The 18,681-nt window shown below is 64.8% G+C and carries 19 protein-coding genes; 14 read left to right on the top strand and 5 right to left on the bottom strand.

Annotation, left to right across the window (positions count from 1 at the left end; translation table 11 throughout):
• The first annotated feature begins 3 nt into the window (after positions 1–3).
• Genes ACP7AG_RS00860 through ACP7AG_RS00845 form a run of 4 tightly spaced genes read left to right on the top strand, consistent with a single transcriptional unit; the run spans position 4 to position 6,375 of the window.
• Positions 4–3,117, top strand: a complete 3,114-nt coding sequence (locus ACP7AG_RS00860; protein ID WP_426029451.1) for an efflux RND transporter permease subunit — start codon at positions 4–6, stop codon at positions 3,115–3,117.
• Positions 3,092–3,763: a winged helix-turn-helix domain-containing protein gene (locus tag ACP7AG_RS00855; protein WP_426010685.1), complete on the top strand. Its 672-nt coding sequence runs from the start codon at positions 3,092–3,094 to the stop codon at positions 3,761–3,763. Before ACP7AG_RS00860 ends, ACP7AG_RS00855 begins: the two co-directional genes overlap by 26 nt.
• A complete protein-coding gene (locus ACP7AG_RS00850; RefSeq protein ID WP_426029450.1) occupies positions 3,744–5,153 on the top strand; it encodes a sensor histidine kinase in 1,410 nt (469 codons plus the stop codon). Before ACP7AG_RS00855 ends, ACP7AG_RS00850 begins: the two co-directional genes overlap by 20 nt.
• Positions 5,143–6,375, top strand: a complete 1,233-nt coding sequence (locus ACP7AG_RS00845; protein WP_426029449.1) for an MFS transporter — start codon at positions 5,143–5,145, stop codon at positions 6,373–6,375. The genes ACP7AG_RS00850 and ACP7AG_RS00845 overlap by 11 nt, the downstream gene beginning before the upstream one ends.
• Positions 6,376–6,478: 103 nt before the next feature.
• Here the strand turns inward: ACP7AG_RS00845 and pyrC are convergent, their stop codons facing one another.
• On the bottom strand, positions 6,479–7,570 hold the full coding sequence (gene pyrC / locus ACP7AG_RS00840; RefSeq protein WP_426029448.1) for a dihydroorotase: 1,092 nt from the start codon (positions 7,568–7,570) through the stop codon (positions 6,479–6,481).
• Positions 7,567–8,502, bottom strand: a complete 936-nt coding sequence (locus tag ACP7AG_RS00835) for a LysR family transcriptional regulator (RefSeq protein ID WP_426029447.1) — start codon at positions 8,500–8,502, stop codon at positions 7,567–7,569. Before ACP7AG_RS00835 ends, pyrC begins: the two co-directional genes overlap by 4 nt.
• Positions 8,503–8,609: 107 nt before the next feature.
• Here ACP7AG_RS00835 and ACP7AG_RS00830 point away from each other — a divergent pair, with 107 nt between their 5' ends.
• The 6 genes from ACP7AG_RS00830 to ACP7AG_RS00805 all read left to right on the top strand — a co-directional run bounded on the left by ACP7AG_RS00830 (position 8,610) and on the right by ACP7AG_RS00805 (position 14,377).
• Positions 8,610–10,169 (top strand): NADH-quinone oxidoreductase subunit L, encoded by a 1,560-nt coding sequence (locus tag ACP7AG_RS00830; protein ID WP_426010677.1) that lies wholly within the window; start codon positions 8,610–8,612, stop codon positions 10,167–10,169.
• A 61-nt stretch (positions 10,170–10,230) separates the two neighbouring features.
• Positions 10,231–12,609: a YbcC family protein gene (locus tag ACP7AG_RS00825; RefSeq protein WP_426029446.1), complete on the top strand. Its 2,379-nt coding sequence runs from the start codon at positions 10,231–10,233 to the stop codon at positions 12,607–12,609.
• A 3-nt stretch (positions 12,610–12,612) separates the two neighbouring features.
• Positions 12,613–12,840 carry a hypothetical protein gene (locus tag ACP7AG_RS00820; protein ID WP_426029520.1) on the top strand — a complete coding sequence of 76 codons (228 nt, stop codon included), beginning with the start codon at positions 12,613–12,615 and terminating at the stop codon, positions 12,838–12,840.
• A complete protein-coding gene (locus ACP7AG_RS00815) occupies positions 12,782–13,129 on the top strand; it encodes a phosphoadenosine phosphosulfate reductase family protein (RefSeq protein WP_426029445.1) in 348 nt (115 codons plus the stop codon). The genes ACP7AG_RS00820 and ACP7AG_RS00815 overlap by 59 nt, the downstream gene beginning before the upstream one ends.
• Before the next feature lie 358 nt (positions 13,130–13,487).
• Positions 13,488–13,934, top strand: a complete 447-nt coding sequence (locus tag ACP7AG_RS00810) for a DUF6671 family protein (RefSeq protein WP_426029444.1) — start codon at positions 13,488–13,490, stop codon at positions 13,932–13,934.
• A gap of 5 nt (positions 13,935–13,939) precedes the next feature.
• Positions 13,940–14,377, top strand: coding sequence for a DUF6671 family protein (locus ACP7AG_RS00805; RefSeq protein WP_426029443.1), 438 nt, complete (start codon positions 13,940–13,942; stop codon positions 14,375–14,377).
• A gap of 193 nt (positions 14,378–14,570) precedes the next feature.
• Here ACP7AG_RS00805 and ACP7AG_RS00800 read toward each other — a convergent pair whose 3' ends face one another.
• Positions 14,571–14,678 carry a hypothetical protein gene (locus ACP7AG_RS00800; RefSeq protein WP_426011290.1) on the bottom strand — a complete coding sequence of 36 codons (108 nt, stop codon included), beginning with the start codon at positions 14,676–14,678 and terminating at the stop codon, positions 14,571–14,573.
• 242 nt (positions 14,679–14,920) lie between these two features.
• Complete coding sequence (locus ACP7AG_RS00795; RefSeq protein WP_426029442.1) at positions 14,921–15,637, bottom strand: YoaK family protein; 717 nt, start codon at positions 15,635–15,637, stop codon at positions 14,921–14,923.
• Between the two features lie 122 nt (positions 15,638–15,759).
• Between ACP7AG_RS00795 and ACP7AG_RS00790 the strand changes: the two genes are divergently transcribed.
• From ACP7AG_RS00790 to ACP7AG_RS00775, 4 genes are all read left to right on the top strand, one after another.
• Complete coding sequence (locus ACP7AG_RS00790) at positions 15,760–16,848, top strand: Acg family FMN-binding oxidoreductase (RefSeq protein ID WP_426029441.1); 1,089 nt, start codon at positions 15,760–15,762, stop codon at positions 16,846–16,848.
• Positions 16,845–17,042 carry a hypothetical protein gene (locus tag ACP7AG_RS00785; protein WP_426010667.1) on the top strand — a complete coding sequence of 66 codons (198 nt, stop codon included), beginning with the start codon at positions 16,845–16,847 and terminating at the stop codon, positions 17,040–17,042. Before ACP7AG_RS00790 ends, ACP7AG_RS00785 begins: the two co-directional genes overlap by 4 nt.
• A 147-nt stretch (positions 17,043–17,189) precedes the next feature.
• The gene (locus ACP7AG_RS00780; RefSeq protein WP_426029440.1) at positions 17,190–17,624 is read left to right on the top strand and encodes a hypothetical protein; all 435 of its coding nucleotides are present in this window, start codon (positions 17,190–17,192) and stop codon (positions 17,622–17,624) included.
• Complete coding sequence (locus ACP7AG_RS00775; protein ID WP_426029439.1) at positions 17,594–18,019, top strand: hypothetical protein; 426 nt, start codon at positions 17,594–17,596, stop codon at positions 18,017–18,019. Before ACP7AG_RS00780 ends, ACP7AG_RS00775 begins: the two co-directional genes overlap by 31 nt.
• A gap of 12 nt (positions 18,020–18,031) precedes the next feature.
• Here the strand turns inward: ACP7AG_RS00775 and ACP7AG_RS00770 are convergent, their stop codons facing one another.
• Complete coding sequence (locus ACP7AG_RS00770) at positions 18,032–18,418, bottom strand: response regulator (RefSeq protein ID WP_426029438.1); 387 nt, start codon at positions 18,416–18,418, stop codon at positions 18,032–18,034.
• Positions 18,419–18,681: the final 263 nt, after the last annotated feature.

The raw sequence follows: 18,681 nt of genomic DNA, 5'->3' as shown, positions 1-18,681 counted from the left end.
CCAATGCTTTCGCTCATTGTCAGGGTCTGCCTGCGCCATCCCGGCATCGTGCTGCTGTGCGCCTTGCTGTTGCTCGGGTTCGGTGGCGCGACCGTCGTCTCGGCGCGCTATGATGTCTTTCCGGAGTTCGTCCCGCCCCAGGCGAGCGTCCAGACCGAGGCGACCGGCCTCACCCCCGAACAGGTCGAGGCCCTGGTCACCCGGCCGCTGGAGACCGTCATCAACGGCGCAAACGGCGTCGCTGCGGTCCGCTCGGAATCCATCCAGGGCCTGTCCGTGATCACCGTCATCTTCGTCGAGGGCAGCGATCCGTTTCGCGCACGCCAGGTCGTTGCGGAAGCCTTGAGCGAGGCGGCGGGTCGCCTGCCGGCCGGCGTCTCCGCCCCCAAGCTCAGCCCGCTTACCTCCTCGACCATGGATCTCCTGAAGATCGGCTTCACCAGCGACCGGTTGAGCCCGATGGCCTTGCGAGACCTCGTCCAGTGGACCGTGCGGCCACGGATGCTAGCCACACCTGGGGTCGCCCGAGCCACGATCTTCGGCGGCGACCAACGTCGGTTGGAGGTCCGCGTGCGGCCGACCGATCTGATCGCCCGAAACATCGCGCTCTCCGAAGTCGCGACCGCCGTCCAGGCCAGCACCCTGGTCCGCGGCGGCGGGTTCGCCGAAACACCCAGCCAGCGCATCCTGGTCGAACCCACCAACGGGGCGGTCACGGCCAAGTCCCTTTCAGGCGCACTTCTGCCCGCCGCCTCGGGCCTGCCGGTGAGATTGGGCGATGTCGCTGATGTCGTGGAAGCCCCGGCGCCGAAGTTTGGCGACGCCTTGATCATGGGGCGGGGCGGCGTGCTGATCGCGCTTTCGAGCCAGTATGGGGCCAACACGCTCGACGCGACGCGCGCTGCGGAGGCGACGCTGGCCGAGCTGCGACCCGCCCTGGAGGCGCAGGGCGTCAAGATCTACCCGAGCCTCCACAGGCCAGCGAACTTCATCGACTCTGCGCTGCGCGGCATCCGCACCGACTTGCTGATCGGGGCGGGCATGATCGGCCTGATCCTGTTGGTCTTCCTGCGAGATCTGAGGGTCGCATTCATCGCGTTTGTCTCCATCCCCCTTTCACTTCTCGCCGCGCTGATCGTGCTCGACCGGATGGGTCAGACCATCAACACCATGACCTTGGGCGGTCTGGCCGTGGCGCTCGGCGTGGTCATCGACGACGCCATCGTCGGGGTTGAGAACATCGTGCGCCGCCTTCGCGAGGACCGTTCGGAGTCCGACAGGGTAGGGATTATCGAGGCGGCATCGGTCGAGGTGCGAGCTCCGGTCGTCTATGCGACCTATGTCCTGGCGCTGACCATCGCACCCATCCTCTTCCTGACCGGCCTGCAGGGCGCGTTTTTCGGGCCACTTGCCTTCGCGTTCCTGTTGGCGACCCTGGCCTCCCTGGCGGTGGCCATCACCGTGACGCCCGCGCTGTCGCTGCTGCTCCTGCGTCGCGTCCGGCTGCATGGCGAACCGGGTTACCTAAGAAAACTGAAGAGCCTTCACGCTCGGGTCCTGGAGCCGATCTGCGCACGACCCCGCCTGGTCGTGGCCGGCGCCGCGCTAGTCGGGGTTCTGGCGTTAGGAGCCTTTTTGGTCTTTGGCTCTGAACTGCTGCCCACGTTTCGCGAGCGGCACTACGTGCTGCAGGTCAACGGGCCCGCCGGCGCGTCGATGGGATGGATGCGCGACCTTGGCGGTCGCATCACCAAGGACTTGTTGGCGATCCCCGAGGTGGCGACGGTCGAACAGCAGATCGGCCGCGCCGAGGCTGGAGAGGACACCTTTCCCCCGCACCGCAGCGAGTTCCATGTTGAGCTACGTCCCCTCGGCGGAGCCGGCGAGGACCGGGTTCTGGCGCGCATCCGAGAGGTTCTGGCGCAATATCCCGGCGTCCAGAGCGAGGCCCTGACCTTCCTGGGCGACCGCATCAGCGAATCCCTGTCCGGGGAGACGGCGAAGGTTGCGGTCAATGTCTATGGACCCGACCTCGACGTTCTCGATCGGGTCGCCGCCGATGTGGCTCGCGCCCTGCAATCGGTTCCCGGCGCGGCAGACGTCCAGGTGAAGGCTCAGCCCGGCGCCCCGACCCTGAAGATCGTCCTCGACCCGGATCGCATGGCGCTTCGCGGCGTGGCTCCGACCGATGCCTATGACGCCATCGAAACGGCCTTCCAGGGCCGCACCGTGGCGCAAGTCACCGGCGCCGATCGCATCACCGAGGTGGCCATCGTCCTCCCACCGGAGTTGCAGCGTGATCCGGAAGGCGTCGGAGCCTTGCTGGTGCGCACGGCGGACGGTGCGACGACCCCGTTGTCGGATGTCGCCACCATTCGCCTGGGCGAAGGACGCACCGTCATCAATCACGACGGCGGTCAACGCCGGCAGGTGGTTACCGCCAACCCGACCCAGGCCGATGTCTCCGGCTTTGTGCGCGACGCGCGCGCCCAGGTCGCGCGCACCGTCACCCTGCCGCCGGGTGTCTTCCTCGAATACACCGGCGTGGCCCAAGGCCAGACTGCGGCGGCCCGCCAGATCCTGGTCAATGTCGCCGCAGCGTCGATCGGCATCACCGCGCTCCTCGTGCTCGCCTTCGGCGGCGGTCGGCCCGCCGGATTGATCCTTGCGGGGACACCGTTTGCGCTGGCTGGCGGCGTCGCCGCCGTGGCCTTGACCGGCGGCGTGCTCTCGCTGGGTGCTTTGGTCGGTTTCGTCACGCTGTTCGGAATCGCCGCCCGCAATGCCATTCTCCTTATCTCTCACGTCGATCATCTGGTGAGCGAAGAGGGCCAGCTCTGGGGATTGGCGACGGTTCTGCGCGCGACCCAGGAACGCGTGACACCAATCCTGATGACCGCCTTGGTCACTGGACTTGGCCTGGCGCCCCTAGCGCTCGAGGCGGGCCAATCCGGACGCGAGGTGCAGGGTCCCATGGCTGCGGTGATCCTCGGCGGATTAATCACTTCGACCCTGATGAGCCTGCTGCTGCTCCCGGCGCTCGTTCTCGCCTATCGTTATCCGCGGGGACCAACCCACGAGAGATCACGCGATGCGCCTGCTGCTGATCGAGGATGATGCTGAGACGGCCGCCTTCGTCTTCGAGGGCCTCAGCCTGCGTGGCCACGCCGTCGAGACGGTAATGGACGGCCAGGCCGGGCTGGCCACGGCGATGGCCGGTGGCTTCGACGTGATGATCATCGATCGGATGCTTCCCAGCCTGGACGGGCTGTCGGTCGCCAGGGCCCTGCGCGACGCCGGGATTGAAAAGCCCATTTTGATCCTGACGGCGCTGGGCTCGGTCGAGGATCGGGTCGCCGGCCTGGAAGGGGGGGGCGACGATTATCTGGTCAAGCCGTTCTCGATGCCGGAACTGATCGCGCGCGTTGACGCCCTTGGCCGCAGAAGCGCATCCGGTTCGCCCACCCGGTTGTCCATCGCCGATTTGACGCTCGACCGTCTGACGCGGGAGGTCCGGCGGGCCGGTGAGATGATTGACCTGCAGCATCGTGAGTTCCAACTGCTCGAAGCCTTGATGCTGCAGACGCCCAATGTGGTGACCCGCATCATGCTGCTGGAAGGCGTTTGGAAAATTCGCTTCGATCCGGGCACCAGCCTGGTGGAAAGCCACGTCAGCCGCCTTCGGGCCAAGATCGATCGCGCGGGAAGCCCGATGCTGATCCACACCGTGCGAGGAGAAGGCTATGCCGCTCGCGCGCCTTAGCCAGCTCTGGCGCTCGACCAGCTTTCGGATTTCCCTCATCCACGCCGCACTACTGGCCGCTGCAATCATCGGTGCGGTAAGCGGAGGCTGGATCGCGACCCGAGGCGCGGCCGAGCGCGAAGCCCATGATCGCATAGCCCTGGAGGTCCACGCCGTCACGCTTGAGATCCAGGCAGAGGGTCTGAAGGCCGCCGGCGACGCAGTGATGGCGCGTGCAGAACGACCCGGCGCGCTGGAATACCGTCTGGTTGATTCCGCCGGCCGTCATGTCGCGGGCGACTTGAGCGACCTGGGACCCAAGGAGGGTTGGAGGCGCCTCGACTTTGATGGATCCGCGCCCGGACTTGAGGGCAAGGACCGCCTTCTTATCCTGACCCAGCGCCTGCCAGATGGCGCGCGGCTCACGGTCGGAGAGGGCCTTGGGAGAGCCGAAGCGCTTCGCGATACGCTCTTTCGGACCCTGCTGTTGTGGGGCGGTTTGGCATTGGCCCTGGGGCTGGCGGCAGGGCTCTATCTGACACACCGAGCGCTTGAACGCATGAACGCCCTGGTTCGCACTGTGCGCGCTGTCGCCGACGGCAACCTGGCGGCCCGTGCATCCGACGCGAGACCTGAAGGCGATGACATTGGTCAGCTAGCCACGGGCGTCAATCAGATGCTCGATCGCATCGACGTCCTGGTGGCCGCCGTGCGCCGGGTTTCTGCCGATGTCGCCCATGATCTTCGAACCCCCTTGTCGCATGTCCGCCAACGGCTCGACACGGCCACGACTGCCGCGACGCCAGAACTCCGAAACGCCGCCCTTCAGTCGGCCAAAGACGGCATCGACAGGGCCATGCGGATGTTCGACGCGATGCTTCGCCTGGCGGAGATTGACGCCGGCGCGGCGCGGGCGCGTTTCGCGACCGTCGACCTGGCGGATCTGACCGATCGTGTGGCCGACGCTTACCGAGCCGAGTTGGAGGCGTCGGGACGGACTCTGCTCGTCCAGGTCGCGGGGTCCTTGGTCGTCGAGGGTGACGCCGACCTCCTCACTCAGGCGTTGGCCAATCTGCTGGAGAACGTCTTGAAGCATTCCCGCGCGGGCGCCGCAGTGCAGGTGCGCCTCGTTGAGAAGCGGGAAGGGATCCAACTCAGCGTCGAGGATGACGGACCCGGTATCCCACCCGAGATGTTCGAGGTGGCGGTCCGCCCGTTCTCCCGGCTGGATCCTGCCCGCGCAGCGCCGGGCACGGGTCTTGGCTTGGCGATCGCCGCCGGCGTGGCTCGTCTGCACGGCGGGCGGCTGCTGCTTGAAGACGCACGGCCGGGATTGCGCGTAACCATGCTGCTGGCCCAGGGCCTCATGCTTTCGCAAGGCGCCGCCTTTCGAGCCGCCGATGGAAACTGACAAGCCCAAGGCATCCTGGCGCTCCGGCATCTCGGCTGTTCCAAGAGGGGTCTGGGCGCTCGGCCTGGTATCGATGTTCATGGATATCTCTTCAGAGATGATCCACAGCCTGCTGCCGGTGTTCCTCGTCGGAACCCTGGGCGCCAGCGTTGCTCTGGTCGGTGTCATTGAAGGCGTCGCCGAGGCCACGGCTTCGATCACCAAAATCTTCTCCGGTTGGCTGAGCGACCGGCTCGGTAAGCGCAAGCTTCTGGCCGTCATAGGCTACGGCCTCGGAGCACTGAGCAAGCCCATCTTTCCCTTGGCAGCGACCCTGCTGGAGGTGTTCGGCGCCCGTTTCGCAGACCGGATCGGCAAGGGCGTACGGGGCGCGCCCCGCGATGCGCTCGTCGCCGATCTGTCGCCTCCTTCCGTTCGCGGCGCCGCCTTTGGCGTTCGCCAGTCGCTCGACACCATCGGCGCGTTTACGGGCCCGCTGGTGGCGATGGCGCTGATGCTGGTGCTCGCCGGGAATATTCGCGCAGTCTTTGCGTGGGCAGTCGTCCCGGCCATCGTTGCGGTTCTGTTGCTGGTGTTCGGCGTTAAAGAGCTGAGAGCTTCCGCTGGCGCACACGGCGCAGCGCGACCGCCCATTCAGTGGGCCGAGGTGAGGGGTATTGGGCCGGCGTTCTGGGGCGTGGTCGCCTTGGGCGTCGTGTTCACAATGTCCCGGTTCAGTGAAGCCTTCCTGGTTCTTCGAGCACAGGATGCCGGTTTGCCGATCGCACTTGTCCCCGTCGTTATGGTGGTCATGAATGTCGTCTACTCGCTCGCAGCCGCGCCGGCGGGAAGCCTGTCCGACCGGATCGACCGGCGACGGGTCCTCGCTGCCGGCCTGGTCTGTCTGGTGCTCGCAGATCTATTCCTGGCGCTGGGCGACGATGTCGCCAGTGTGCTAGTTGGGGTGGCCCTGTGGGGCCTGCATATGGGCCTCACCCAAGGCCTGTTGGCGGCGCTCGTCGTCGACACGGCGCCGACCCATCTGAGGGGAACGGCGTTCGGTCTCTTCAACCTTGCGGGCGGCGTGACCATGCTCGCGGCGAACACATTGGCCGGGGCACTTTGGTCGGCCTATGGGTATCAAGCGACGTTTCTGAGCGGCGGACTATTTGCCGGCCTCACGCTCGTCGGCTTGGTGGTGATAATCCGCCGCCAGCGGAATAGGTATTCGCCGCACGGCTGACATGCTGCCCATCATCATGATGTTAAATCAGAACATTTAGACGCAGGGAACGCTGCGCTACGTTCAGCCTCGAGTGAGGTTACGGGTTTGGTCGCCAGAGGGACTATGACCTTGCAAGACCGACAAATCGCCAGGGGAGCGTCTCGCCGGCATGAAACGGGATGAAGTCTTCGGAGGCTTCCACAAGCTTGGCGGGCACATTCACCGGCCAACGTTCGAGAATGATTTTATCGCTGTTTGGAGCAAGGCCATAGAAGGCCGGTCCGTGCTCCGATGCAAACCCCTCAAGGCGATGCAGAACCCCTTCCTCCTCGAAAGTCATGGCGTAACTCTCGATTGCGAACGGGGCGTTGAAGATGCCGGCGCATCCGCACGCTGATTCCTTTTGCGTGATGGAGTGCGGCGCGGAGTCTGTGCCCAGGAAGAACTTCGGCGATCCTGATGTTGCCGCCCGCCGCAGCGCGAGGCGGTGCGACTCTCGCTTCGCCACAGGGAGGCAATAGTGATGGGGACGGATGCCGCCCTCAAACATCGCGTTGCGGTTAATACGCAGGTGATGGGGTGTGATGGTCGCCGCAAGGTTTGGGCCACAGGCTTCCACGAACGTCACGGCGTCGGCCGTCGTGATGTGTTCGAAAACCACCTTGAGTGCGGGAAAATCCGTGATCAGCTTCGCTAGGATGCGGTCGATGAAGACAGCCTCACGGTCAAAAATGTCGACATGGCGATCTGTCACCTCGCCATGGATCAGCAACGGCATGCCGATCCGCTGCATGACATCAAGCACGCGGTGGATCTTTTGGATGTCCGTGACGCCGTGATCCGAATTGGTGGTGGCGTGCGCAGGGTAGAGCTTGCAGGCGGTGAATACGCCATCTGCAAAGCCGCGTTCGATTTCGCCAGCGTCGATGGTGTCGGTGAGGTAGCAGGTCATCAACGGCTCGAAGGCCAGGCCCGGCTCAACAGCGGCGAGGATGCGGTCTCGATAGCCCTTCGCGGCCGCGACAGTCGTGACCGGCGGATTGAGATTGGGCATGACAATGGCCCGCGCAAACTGCCTGGCCGTGTAGTTCACGACGGAGGCGAGTATCGCGCCGTCGCGAAGATGGACATGCCAGTCATCGGGGCGACGAAGCGTCAGGCGCGCAGGGGGAGCCGGATTTTCTTCGTTCATTGGCTTGTCCGAGATCGTCATTCGCATGTCCTTGATAGGCGTGGCCGAGGATCAGAAGGCAACTGAGGCTCAGTGCCGCCGTATTTTGTCAGCAACTGCGCGAGGAGCTCATTGGGGAACCGGCGGTTCCGAATAATGGCGTAGAAGCTCTCGGTGAGTTGCGGGATCCGGCAATGCTCGACCAGCACCCCGGATGCCAACTCGTCGCGCACAACGATAGGCGGAACGAGCGTCACGCCTTCGCGCTCGCGGGCGAGCAGCCGCAGCATCGCCATGTCATCGACTTCGGCCAGGATGATGGGGCGAACGCCCGCCAGATCCAGCAGGCGATCGAAGCCGACCCTGATGTCGCTGTCCAGGCTCGGAAGAAGGATGGGCTCGCTGCGTAGATCCTCCGGAAAGCGGAATGCCGGCTTCCCCGATCTCGGCCGGCCGACCAGACTGACCGGCTGCTCATTGAGAAGGTGATTTCGAAACGGCGCCCGGGCGTCGCGTTGCGCGGCGCTGTTGGAGAGGACCACATCGATGGCATGGGCTTCGAGTTGGGCGAGTAGGTCGCGCGTTGTGCCGGAGCGCACGATCAGTTCCACGTCGGCGCGGCCGACCAGAGGACGCAGAAACTCCAGCTGGAAGTTGCGCGACAGGGTCGTGAGCGCGCCCACCCGCAGAACCTGTCGATTGGCCAGAGGCCTACCCTCGAGGGTGCTCATCAGCTCGTCTCCCGCCTGGAAGACGGTGTTGGCATAGTCGAGCGCGATCTGGCCGGCCTCGGTCAGGACGAGCCGCTTGCCCACGCGGTCGAATAGTGTGTGGCCCATCTGGCGTTCGAGCTTCTGGATCTGAACCGAAAGCGCAGACTGCGACAGATTCAGCCGTTCGGCCGCCCGGGTCAGGCTGCCTTCATGCGCGACGGCCCAGAAATAGCGCAAATGGTTGAAGTTCAGGTTGGCCATATCGTTCTATAAAACAGAACGAAAACACCGGCACAATGAATTTTCCGGGCCGCACCGAACCGGCTAACTCCCGCTTGCGATCCGCACAACGCGCAAAGGGAAGTCCATTGCCAATCGATCTCTTGCCCTTGCTGGCGCCCGCAGCGCTGCTTCTGATCGCCGTCGTCGGCCTTATCAGCTGCGGGCGCCGGCCCCGCGTCCTGTCTCGGATCGCCGAAGCCTCGGCGCTCCTTGCTCTGGCCGTCGGCGTGATCTCGGCTGTCGTGCTGATCATACATGGGCCTGCGGATAGCCGCCTCATCGGGCTCTATGGTGTTGGTCTGTCCATCCGGCTTGATGCCGTCAGCGCCGTGATGTTCCTTCTGGTTTCGTTCATCGGCTGGGTCGTGGTGCGTTACGCTGCGACCTATCTGGACGGGGAGGCGCGGCAAGGCGCGTTCACCGGCTGGCTCTGTATGACGCTGGCTTCGGTGCTCCTGCTGGTGCTGTCGGGCAACCTCGTCCAGCTCGTCCTGGCCTGGGTCGCGACAAGCTTCTTTCTGCACCGGCTACTGCTGTTCTATCCGGACCGGATCGCGGCGCGGCGTGCGGCCGCCAAGAAATTTGTGACAGCGCGGCTGGGCGACGCGGCGCTGATCAGCGGCGCTGTGATGTTGGTGCTCGCCTATGGCACGACCGATATCGCGGCCATCTTGAGCGCAGCCCGCAGCGGAAGTGGCGGCGGTCTCGCGATCGGAGCCGCAGCCTTCTTGGCGGCGGCGGCACTATTGAAGTCCGCGCAGTTTCCGACGCATGGCTGGCTGACCGAGGTGATGGAAACCCCGACTCCCGTCTCGGCCCTCCTGCACGCGGGCGTCATTAACGCGGGCGGGTTTCTGCTGATCCGCTTCGCAGATGTGATGTTGCTGGCCCCCGCCGTCTTGGCGTTCCTTGTCCTGATCGGCGGCTTCACCGCGCTATTCGCGGGACTGGTGATGCTGACCCAGCCGGCCGTGAAAACCTCGCTGGCCTGGTCGACGGTCGCCCAGATGGGCTTCATGATTCTGGAGTGCGGGCTTGGACTCTTTCCGCTGGCCTTGCTGCACATCGTGGCCCATTCGCTTTACAAGGCCCATTCCTTCCTGGCCTCCGGCGGCGCGGTGGACTTGATCGCCGCCAATCGCAGACCCGGTCCCGTGGCTATTCCTAAGGCCGGTGCGGTAGGCCGCGCATTTCTGCTGGCGCTGGCGATCTATGCTGTCGTCGGGTTCTGTTTCGGCTTCCAGCACAAGTCCCCTCAGGCTATCGCGCTTGGCGCCATTCTGATCTTCGGCGTCGCCTACATGCTGGCCCAAGGTTTGGCGGACGCCGCGCCCAGAGCGTTGACCCAGCGCACCATCGGCTACGCCATCGCCACCTCCGTCAGCTATTTCGCGCTTCAAGTCTTCGCCGTCTGGCTGACCTCCGGCGTGTTGCCTGCCGCGCCGCCGCCAGGTCCGCTGCAATGGGCGCTGATCGTGCTGGCGGTTGTCAGCTTTGGCTTGGTGGCGATCGTCCAGGCGATGTTCCCGCTCTGGGCCTATCACCCAGCCGCTGCGGGCCTGCGCGTTCATCTTTCCAACGGTTTCTACGCCAATGCGGTGTTCGACCGGCTGCTGCGCGGCTGGCGGCTACGCAATGCAATTTGATCAGCTCGGAGGACGAAAAATGACGAATGCAGAGACTTCGAGCTGTCGTGATGGCCTGGAGTTGGACGCCGCCGCCGATCGCGCCGCCCGGGCGATCCCACCGCTCTGGCCACTAGCGTCAAGCGTTGCGGTCAATCCGTTCCTCGGCCAGATCGGCGAAAGCCTCGCCACAGTTGGCGCCAGACTGGAACGGGTCGCCGGAGCCCCCGTCACCATGCCGAGAAGCTGGTATCAGGAGCGGATCGCCAGCGGAGCCATCACCGACGCCGATCTGTTGGATGCTCTGGCAAGCGGCCCATCAGCGCTGCTTGCTTCAGACCTCGCGGCTCTGAAATCCATTGCGCAGGTCCCGAAGCCGAAGATCAGCGCGGCGCCGACCGTCGCGGACCTCGCGGCTGAGGTATCCGGGATTGACTGGCCGGGGCTGATTTCCGAGCGCTTCGGCGCCTGGGCGGCAGGATATTTCGACGAAGGACAGGCGCTCTGGGCCGCCCCGCGTGGGAAAGGCGCCTATGCCGCCTGGCGCGCCGTCGCGACCCACGATCTGACGCCCGAAATTGTCGGGCTTGCAGGCTTTGCGACCCGCGTCTCGGAGGCTCCGGAACGTGCGCCAGACGCAGTTGCAGGCGTGGTTTGCCGTCTCGCGCTCCTGCCCGAGGCCACGGAAACCTACTTCCACCAGATGCTCGTGACGCTCGGCGGCTGGGCGCAATATGCCCGTTATCGGCTTTGGCAGGCAGAACTCGGCGGCGGCGCGGACGCCACGATCACCGACTTTCTGGCCATCCGCCTGATCTGGGAAGCAGCCTTGTTCGACCGTTACGAGGACCAGATTGGAGTTCGGTGGAAGGCGGTCGTCGCTTTGCATGCGTCACCTGTCACGCCCACCGCCGACCATGTCGTCGATGCCATCCTGCAGGAAGCGTCTGAACGCGCCGCGCAACGGGCTTTGGCTGAAACGCTCGCGGCGCCAGGGACAGTCGCGACAGATAGTCGACCTATGCTCCAGGCCGCGTTCTGCATCGATGTGCGGTCCGAAGTGTTCCGGCGGGCGCTGGAATTCGTCAATCCAAATATCCAGACGCTGGGGTTCGCTGGCTTCTTCGGGCTTACGGCCTCACATCGCCGCTTTGCGTCAGACGTGCAGGAACTTCGGCTGCCTGTCCTGCTGAACCCCGGCCTGACCACCTGCTCGGGGGGGCCGCAGGACGCTGCAGCAGATCAGTCTGCGCGGTTCAAGGCCCGCGCCAAGCGGGCCTGGGGTCGGTTCAAGCTGGCCGCCGTCTCATCCTTCGCCTTCGTTGAGGCGACGGGACCGGTCTATGCCGGCAAGCTCGTGAGCGATGCATTGGGGCTCCACGCCACCACGGCGCCGAACGATCCCGCCCCCCGTCTCGATCCCGCCCTCGATCTCGCCACGCGGACGACGGCCGCAGAGACGGTGCTGCGGGCCATGTCGCTCACGACCAACTTCGCAAGGCTCGTAGTGTTGGCCGGACATGGCGCAAACGTCGTCAACAACCCCCATGCCAGCGCACTTCATTGCGGCGCCTGCGGCGGGTATTCCGGAGAGGTCAATGCGCGGCTGCTGGCCGCCTTGCTAAACGAGCCGGAGGTTCGCGCTGGCCTCGTTCCGCAAGGCATCGAGATCCCGAGCGACACCCTTTTCCTCGGTGCATTGCATGACACGACGACGGACGCGGTCACGCTCTATTCCGAGGACCTCCCGTCCGAGGCGCATGGGCCTGACTTGACCCAGGCGAGGACATGGCTCGCTGCGGCAGGCAAGATCGCGCGCGGGGAGCGTGCCTTGCGCTTGCCCCGAGGGGCGGGGGAGGAGAGCCTTGCCAGGCGCAGCCGCGACTGGGCTGAGGTGCGGCCGGAATGGGCGCTGGCAGGATGCAAGGCGTTCATCGCCGCGCCGCGTCGGCGCACGACGGGCAAATCCCTGGAAGGGCGCACGTTCCTTCATGACTATGACTGGAAAGCCGACAAGGACTTCAGCGTTCTCGAGTTGATCCTGACCGCGCCCGTGGTCGTCGCGAGCTGGATCAGCCTGCAGTATTACGGATCGACCGTGGCGCCCCAGGTCTTCGGGGCTGGCAACAAGCTCCTGCACAACGTCACCGGCGGCATCGGCGTCGTTGAGGGCAACGGCGGCCTGATGCGCGTCGGCCTGCCCTGGCAATCGGTGCATGACGGCAAGCAATACATCCACGAGCCCCTGCGTCTGTCCGTCTGCATCGAAGCCCCGCGCGAAGCGATGACCGAGATCCTGAAGCGACATGACGGTGTTCGCGCGCTCTTCGACAACCGCTGGCTGCACCTCTTTGCGCTCGACGAAAATGGCCAGATGGCCTGGCGCTACGCCGGCGATCTCCAATGGTGCGCGATGCCTGTTGGGGCTGATCGGGCAGCGCCTCTGAAGATGGCGGTTTGAGCCGTGAAACTTGTCCGCTCTCACCTGTCCTGGCTGGAATCGGAATCCATCCACATCCTGCGGGAGGCCGTCGCCGAAGCCCGCAACCCCATCATGCTGTTCTCGGCGGGTAAGGATTCGACCGTGATGGCGCACTTGGCGCTGCGAGCCTTCTATCCATCGATAGCCACCGTTGCCATGGCTGCATGTCGACTCGACCAGGGCGTTCAGATCGCTGATCGACTTCCGTGACGATTTTGCGGCCAAGCACGGCTTCGAGCTCATCGCCTATTCAAATGAGGAAGGTCGCGCTGCGGGCATCAATCCCTTCGATCGTGGGAACCGTTACAACTTGGCCATGCGGACGGAGCCCCTAAAAACCACGTTCGACGCCGGCGGCTACGACGTCATCTCTGGCGGCGCTCGGCGCGACGAGGAAAAGTCACGCGCCAAGGAGCGCATCGTCTCGGTTTGCGGCGCGGGCCACGCATGGGAGCCGCGCCAGCAGCGTCCCGAGCTCTGCTCTACAACACCCGCCTGAGCAAGGGTCAGACCGCCCGGGTGTTTCCGCTCTCAAACTGGACCGAGCTGGCGCCGCTCTATTTCGCGGCGCCCCGGCCGGTCGTGCAGCGCGCGGGAGCGTTCATCGTGGTCGGTGACGAGCGCCGTGTGCGATTCCAGCCCGGCGACCAGATCCAGACCCGGACGGTGCTTCCGAACCTTGGGCTGTTGGCCCGTCACTGGCGCGGTGGAGCCCGATGCGACCGAGCTCGCTGCTGTCGTGGATGAAACCCCCGCGGGCTTCCTCCTCCGAGCGTAAGGGGCGGATCAGCGACGCAGAGGATGGCGGTTCGCTCGAACAGAAGAAGCAAGAGGGCTATTTCTGAACATGGCGGCTGATGATCGTCCTTACAAAAACACCGTCGCCGTCCTCGCCACGATGCACGGGAAAGAGCGCGCAATCGGTCCTGTGCTCGAAACAGGGCCTGGGTCTCAGGGTCAAGCTTGCGCTCGGCCTGGATACCGACCACGTCGGCACGTTCAGCCGGGATATCGACCGGACAGGAACTCAGCTCGATGCGGCCAGGGCCAAGATCGCTACGGCGTTCGACTATGCGCCCTACGCTCGCGTTGGCCTTGCCAGTGAGGGCAGCTTCGGCCCGCACCCCTACATGCCCTTCCTTGCACTCGGTCGCGAACTTGTCCTGCTGGTTGACCGTGAGCGCGGCCTCGAACTGACCGGCCACTTTTCTGGGCCTGAAACCAACTACGGCCATGCCGTCGTCTCCGACATCGAAGGCGCGATCGCGTTCGCCGAGCGGTTGAAATTTCCTGAGCATGGCTGATCGTCATGGGCTGCGTTGCTGAAAAGCCCCCGCCTAGCCTTTCGTTGATCAAAGACGTTATCGACCATGCAGGTCTTGAAAGAGCTGTCGGTCACGTCGTCGCCAAATGCGGCGCGGCTTTCGTCGAAGGCGATCTGCGCGCCCACCGCAATCCGACCCGGATGCGGGCCATCGAGCGCGCGGCGAACGACCTCGTTCGCCGGTTTCGCAGTCAATGCCCGGCCTGCGCACATCCAGGCTTTGACGTTACCGATCGTGTTCCTGGTCTTCCTTGCGAAGGGTGCGGGGAGCCAACGCATGTGATCTGCTCGGAGGCCTTCACCTGCCAAGCTTGCGACTATCGGCAGGAGCGTAGGGCAACGAGCCCTATGACCGCAGAGGCGGGACGCTGCGGAATGAGCTCGACGCTCTCCCCGCAGGAGCCGCATGGTGGCTCATCGTGAGACAGTTGCTTACATCCTCCAGATGAGCTCACCTCAAGGTTTGCGCGCTAAAGTACGCCAAGAAGTACAAAGCAAGAACCTTGAATTACTACGCTGCTCGGCACAGCCGGTCGGCCGGATCGTTCAGCGGCCTAAACCCGCCAGCGCTCGCAGCGTCAGCCCATAGATAGTCACCCGTCAGACCGACATGAGCTCAGCTCATCGGCGACAGGTGCGCCAGAAGCTCATCGGGCGCGGCCACCTCCCGGTCGCGCAGATGCTCGACGGCGCGCTGCACATATAATGTGTTCCACCGCGCGATGGCGGCTTGGTGGGGTGTTGGAAGGCGGGGTCAGTGGCGTCAACCCGCACCTGGGTCAGCAGGCTCTATCCGACCCTCGGACGGCTGCTCTCGCCGGCCGTCGCCGCCCTGGCCATGGCCTTGTCTTCAGTCAGCGTAATCGGCAACGCCCTGCGTTTCCGCAAAGTAAAGCTCCAGTCATAGCGGGGGTGGGGGGCTAATTGTCTCTCGGAGTTGCCGCCGTTGTCCAAATTCTCGGAACACTACGGGTCTTCGCGAGGGCTGATCTCACCATGACCGATACGGGCGATGGTTATGGAGAGTCCTACCGCAGCGATCGCCGCCGGCCACAGAGCCTTCAGGCCAAGGTGAGCATAGGCTGATGAGCCCAAGGCGGCGCCGCCGACCAGGCCGCTCCAGAGCAAGAAATAAGGCGCCCAGGCCGTCTTGCTGCCGCCCGTGAATGCGATCGCCAAGCGTTGCCCAAGCTTGACAAGCGTACCGGTCATATAGGTCAAGCCGATGCTGACCTCGCCATCGCGCTCGAACACCGCGTTCTCGGCGCCCATGGCCAGACCCATGGCGACGATGGCGGCGTGCTTGAACCCGACAGCGTTGAGGCTTGCGGCTCCAAAAAGCAGCGCGGCGACAAATGACATGACGGCCGCGCGGCGGTGATGTTTCGCAAAATGGGCAACGAGCGACCCCAGGATCACGCCTAGAACGAAGGTGACGATCAGCGACGCCGCCAGGGCCGCGTTGGCGAGATTGCCAGTCAGGGCCACCGCGAGCCGGGTCGAATTTCCGCTCATGAATGAGACGAAAAATCCGCCCAATTCCATGAAACCCAAGGCGTCGATGTAGCCGGCGAGGCTCGCGAGGCAAATGGCCATCGTCCGGACTCTAAAATCGTAACCGGTCACTGGATTGTCCAAAAGGCTTGGTCGCGGATCGTGACGCGCAAAGTCCGGCGACCGCAAGCCACCGTTTGGTTGGTTTCATCCGTGAAGGCTTCTGACCTTGATTGCGATCAATGCGTTGATACGGCGCGGGGCGCCTTCCTCCGTGGATTGGAGGCCACGCGATGAGAAGGAGAGACATCTTGGCCGGGAGCGGCGCCGTGGCTCTGGCGGGCGTCGGCGCAGCCTGGTTGGGCGCTCGACGGATGGGCGCGATGGACGCCTATGTGGCTGCTGTCGCGGCGACACGGTCGGAGCTCTCGGCTCAACCCGCACTGCCGGACATTATCCGATACGCGACGCTCGCGGCGAGCGGCCACAACACCCAGCCCTGGCGGTTTCGGCTCAGTGAAGGGCGGGTCGATATTCGCCCGGACACGGCGCTGCGCACGCCCATCGTCGACCCGGACGATCATCATCTTTTCGTCAGCCTTGGGTGCGCCGCCGAGAATCTGGCGCTTGCCGCCGCCGCTCGTGGGCTTCCTGGCGAGGTCGGCTTCGATCCGGCCGGCGATGGCTGCGCGGCGTTTAGCTTTGGCAAGGGGCCAAGCCAAGGCTCGGCGCTGTTTGACGCCATTCCCGCCCGACAATCCACGCGTGCCGACTACGATGGACGGCCGGTCAGCGCGGCTGATCTAAGAACCTTGGCGGCTGCGGCGGCCGTTCCCGGCGTTGACCTTGTCCTGATCACCGATCAACCCCGCAGGGACAAGGTCCGGGACCTGATCGTGGCGGGCAACAGCGCTCAACTGGCCGATCCCGCCTTTGTGCGGGAACTCAAGCACTGGATCCGCTTCAACCCTCGTCAGGCCATCGAGACTGGCGATGGCCTGTTCAGCGTCTCAAGCGGCAATCCCGCGCTGCCGGACGGGCTGGGACCGATCCTGTTCGACGCGACCTTCACGGCCAAGGCCGAGAACGACAAATATGCTCGCCAGCTGAAATCGTCGGCGGGCCTCGCGGTTTTCATGGCCCAGCAGGAGGATCATGATCATTGGATCCGCACGGGGCGGGCCTGCCAACGCTTCGCCCTTCAAGCCACGGCGCTCGGGCTCCGGCACGCTTTCGTCAATCAACCGGTCGAGGTGGCGAGTCTACGACCGGAGCTGGCCGACCTAGTCGGAATGCCGAGGCGGCGTCCCGATCTGCTGATGCGCTTTGGACATGGCCCCACGCTTCCGTTCTCGGCGCGGCGGCCGGCCAGGATCGCCGCCGCCGGCGTCGCCACATGATGACCGCACAAGGGCGCGGCGCGGCGATCATCCATAGCCTCCATACCCTCATCTACGGCGTGAGGGCGGCCTCGACCCTGATCTTGCTCTATATCGGGACCACCGGCCGCCATGCCGTCTGGCTATGGGGCGCGGCGCCGCTGCCGGCGATCAAGGTCGCTGTCTTGGTAGGGAATGCCTCAAATGCCCTTTGACCGGGGTCGTTGATCTGGCCCTACGCCTCGGCGCCGATCCCGTCGCGAACGCAGCCCGCTTGCGACTTGGGCAATCGGGACAGATGCGGCAGGACGCCGCCAAAGCCTGGATGCCGTTCGAGGCCGCTGCGCGCGGTGCGGCCGTTCGTGGAAGATCCCGGGCGCACCGTCGCCGTCGGCGGCACCATCCGGATCGCCAACGGCTGCAAGATCGCCTACGGCCGCGTGGTCGAGGTGGGCGCGCCGCGCAACATCCTGGCCCTGCTCCAGACCGTCGAATATCTGCGGGCCTTCCTGATGGCGCGGATCGCCTGGAGCAGGATCGACGCCCTGACCATCATCTCGGGGGCCTTCCGGCTCTTTCGGCGCCAGGCCGTGCTGGATGTCGGCGGCTACAGCCACGGCACCGTCGGCGACGGACATGGAGCTGGTCGTCAAGCTGCACAAGCATTTCCGGCGGCTTGGCAAACCCTATCGGACCGCCTTCACGCCCGAACCCGTCTGCTGGACCGAGGGGCCGGAGAGCTGGTCGGTGCTGGCGTCGCGGGGCGATGGAAACCGTCTTTCGCCACCGCGACATGATCCTCAATCCGCGCTACGGGCGCATCGGCATCATCGGCTTTGGGCACATTCTCCTCGTCGACGTGTTTGGGCCGATCGTCGAGATCTTCGGCTATGTGCTGATCCCGTCCTTCTGGCTCCTGGGCCTGTTGTCGCTTGACTATCTCTGGGCCCTCCTGGCCGTCACCTTCGGCTTTGGCGTGGTGATCAGCGTCGGCGCTCTGGCGCTCGAAGAGGTCGAGCTTCGACGCTTTCCCAACCCCAAGAGCCTGCTGATCCTGATGGGGGCGGCGGTGCTGGAGAATTTCGGCTATCGGCAGATCAACAATGTCTGGCGGCTTCGCGGACTTTGGCAATTCATGACCGGCGCTCAAGGTTGGGGCTCGATGACCCGGACGGGGTTCAGATCTTCCTAGGCGGGGCGAGGCTCAGACGACAGGCGGCGTTTCGGGCGCGATGCGCAATTGCCGCTCGACCAACAGCGTCAGCAGGTGCTCATCGACCGGCTTCGCTAAGGTCTCGTGCGCGCCCATCCCTGCCGCCAGATTCAGGAGGCTGGCCGAAGGTAGGCGCACCGAGCCACCGCTGATGGCGATGATCCTCACCAAGGGCCAACGGCGACGAATCTCACCGATCGTTTCCACGCCTTCGCGCACAGGCATCAACAGATCGATGACAACCACGTCGAAGTCGGAGCGTTCGAGCGCGCGCACCGCGTTCGCGCCCTCTTCGGCCTCGACGCATGCATGCCCTGCGCTGGTCAGAAAGCCGCATAGCAGCGATCTCACCAGCGGGTCATCATCAACGATGAGCACTCGCCCCACGATCCCTCCATGGACAATCGATTGTTTTGACAACTGGCGCCGCAAGCCACGCTAGCGGAGCTTGCATAGAACGCAACAAATGGGGGTGTGACGCTAGGTCGCAGGAGCGCGCGCTTGCAGGACGGCATAGCGGTTGAGCCTCAAAAAGATTGGTCAGGGCGCACCGGACCCGTCGGGGGCCGGGGGCCAACGGTTCGTTAGCGTTGACATCGTAGACGATGGGCATGCGGCTAATGGCTTAGCGCTTGCGTCCG

The sequence above is a fragment of the Caulobacter sp. DWP3-1-3b2 genome, assembly GCF_049896325.1.
Taxonomy (GTDB): domain Bacteria; phylum Pseudomonadota; class Alphaproteobacteria; order Caulobacterales; family Caulobacteraceae; genus Caulobacter.
Note: the sequence above shows the minus strand (reverse complement) of the source record. Positions and strands in the feature narration are given on the sequence as shown.

Excerpts from the sequence above, each read along its gene's own strand:
- ACP7AG_RS00855 (WP_426010685.1), top strand. The coding sequence starts at position 3,092 with ATGCGCCTGCTGCTGATCGAGGATGATGCTGAGACGGCCGCCTTCGTC.
- ACP7AG_RS00785 (WP_426010667.1), top strand. The coding sequence starts at position 16,845 with ATGATGACCGCACAAGGGCGCGGCGCGGCGATCATCCATAGCCTCCAT.
- ACP7AG_RS00805 (WP_426029443.1), top strand. The coding sequence starts at position 13,940 with ATGGGCTGCGTTGCTGAAAAGCCCCCGCCTAGCCTTTCGTTGATCAAA.
- ACP7AG_RS00810 (WP_426029444.1), top strand. The coding sequence starts at position 13,488 with ATGATCGTCCTTACAAAAACACCGTCGCCGTCCTCGCCACGATGCACG.
- pyrC (WP_426029448.1), bottom strand. The coding sequence starts at position 7,570 with ATGACGATCTCGGACAAGCCAATGAACGAAGAAAATCCGGCTCCCCCT.
- ACP7AG_RS00835 (WP_426029447.1), bottom strand. The coding sequence starts at position 8,502 with ATGGCCAACCTGAACTTCAACCATTTGCGCTATTTCTGGGCCGTCGCG.
- ACP7AG_RS00845 (WP_426029449.1), top strand. The coding sequence starts at position 5,143 with ATGGAAACTGACAAGCCCAAGGCATCCTGGCGCTCCGGCATCTCGGCT.
- ACP7AG_RS00850 (WP_426029450.1), top strand. The coding sequence starts at position 3,744 with ATGCCGCTCGCGCGCCTTAGCCAGCTCTGGCGCTCGACCAGCTTTCGG.
- ACP7AG_RS00775 (WP_426029439.1), top strand. The coding sequence starts at position 17,594 with ATGGAAACCGTCTTTCGCCACCGCGACATGATCCTCAATCCGCGCTAC.
- ACP7AG_RS00860 (WP_426029451.1), top strand. The coding sequence starts at position 4 with ATGCTTTCGCTCATTGTCAGGGTCTGCCTGCGCCATCCCGGCATCGTG.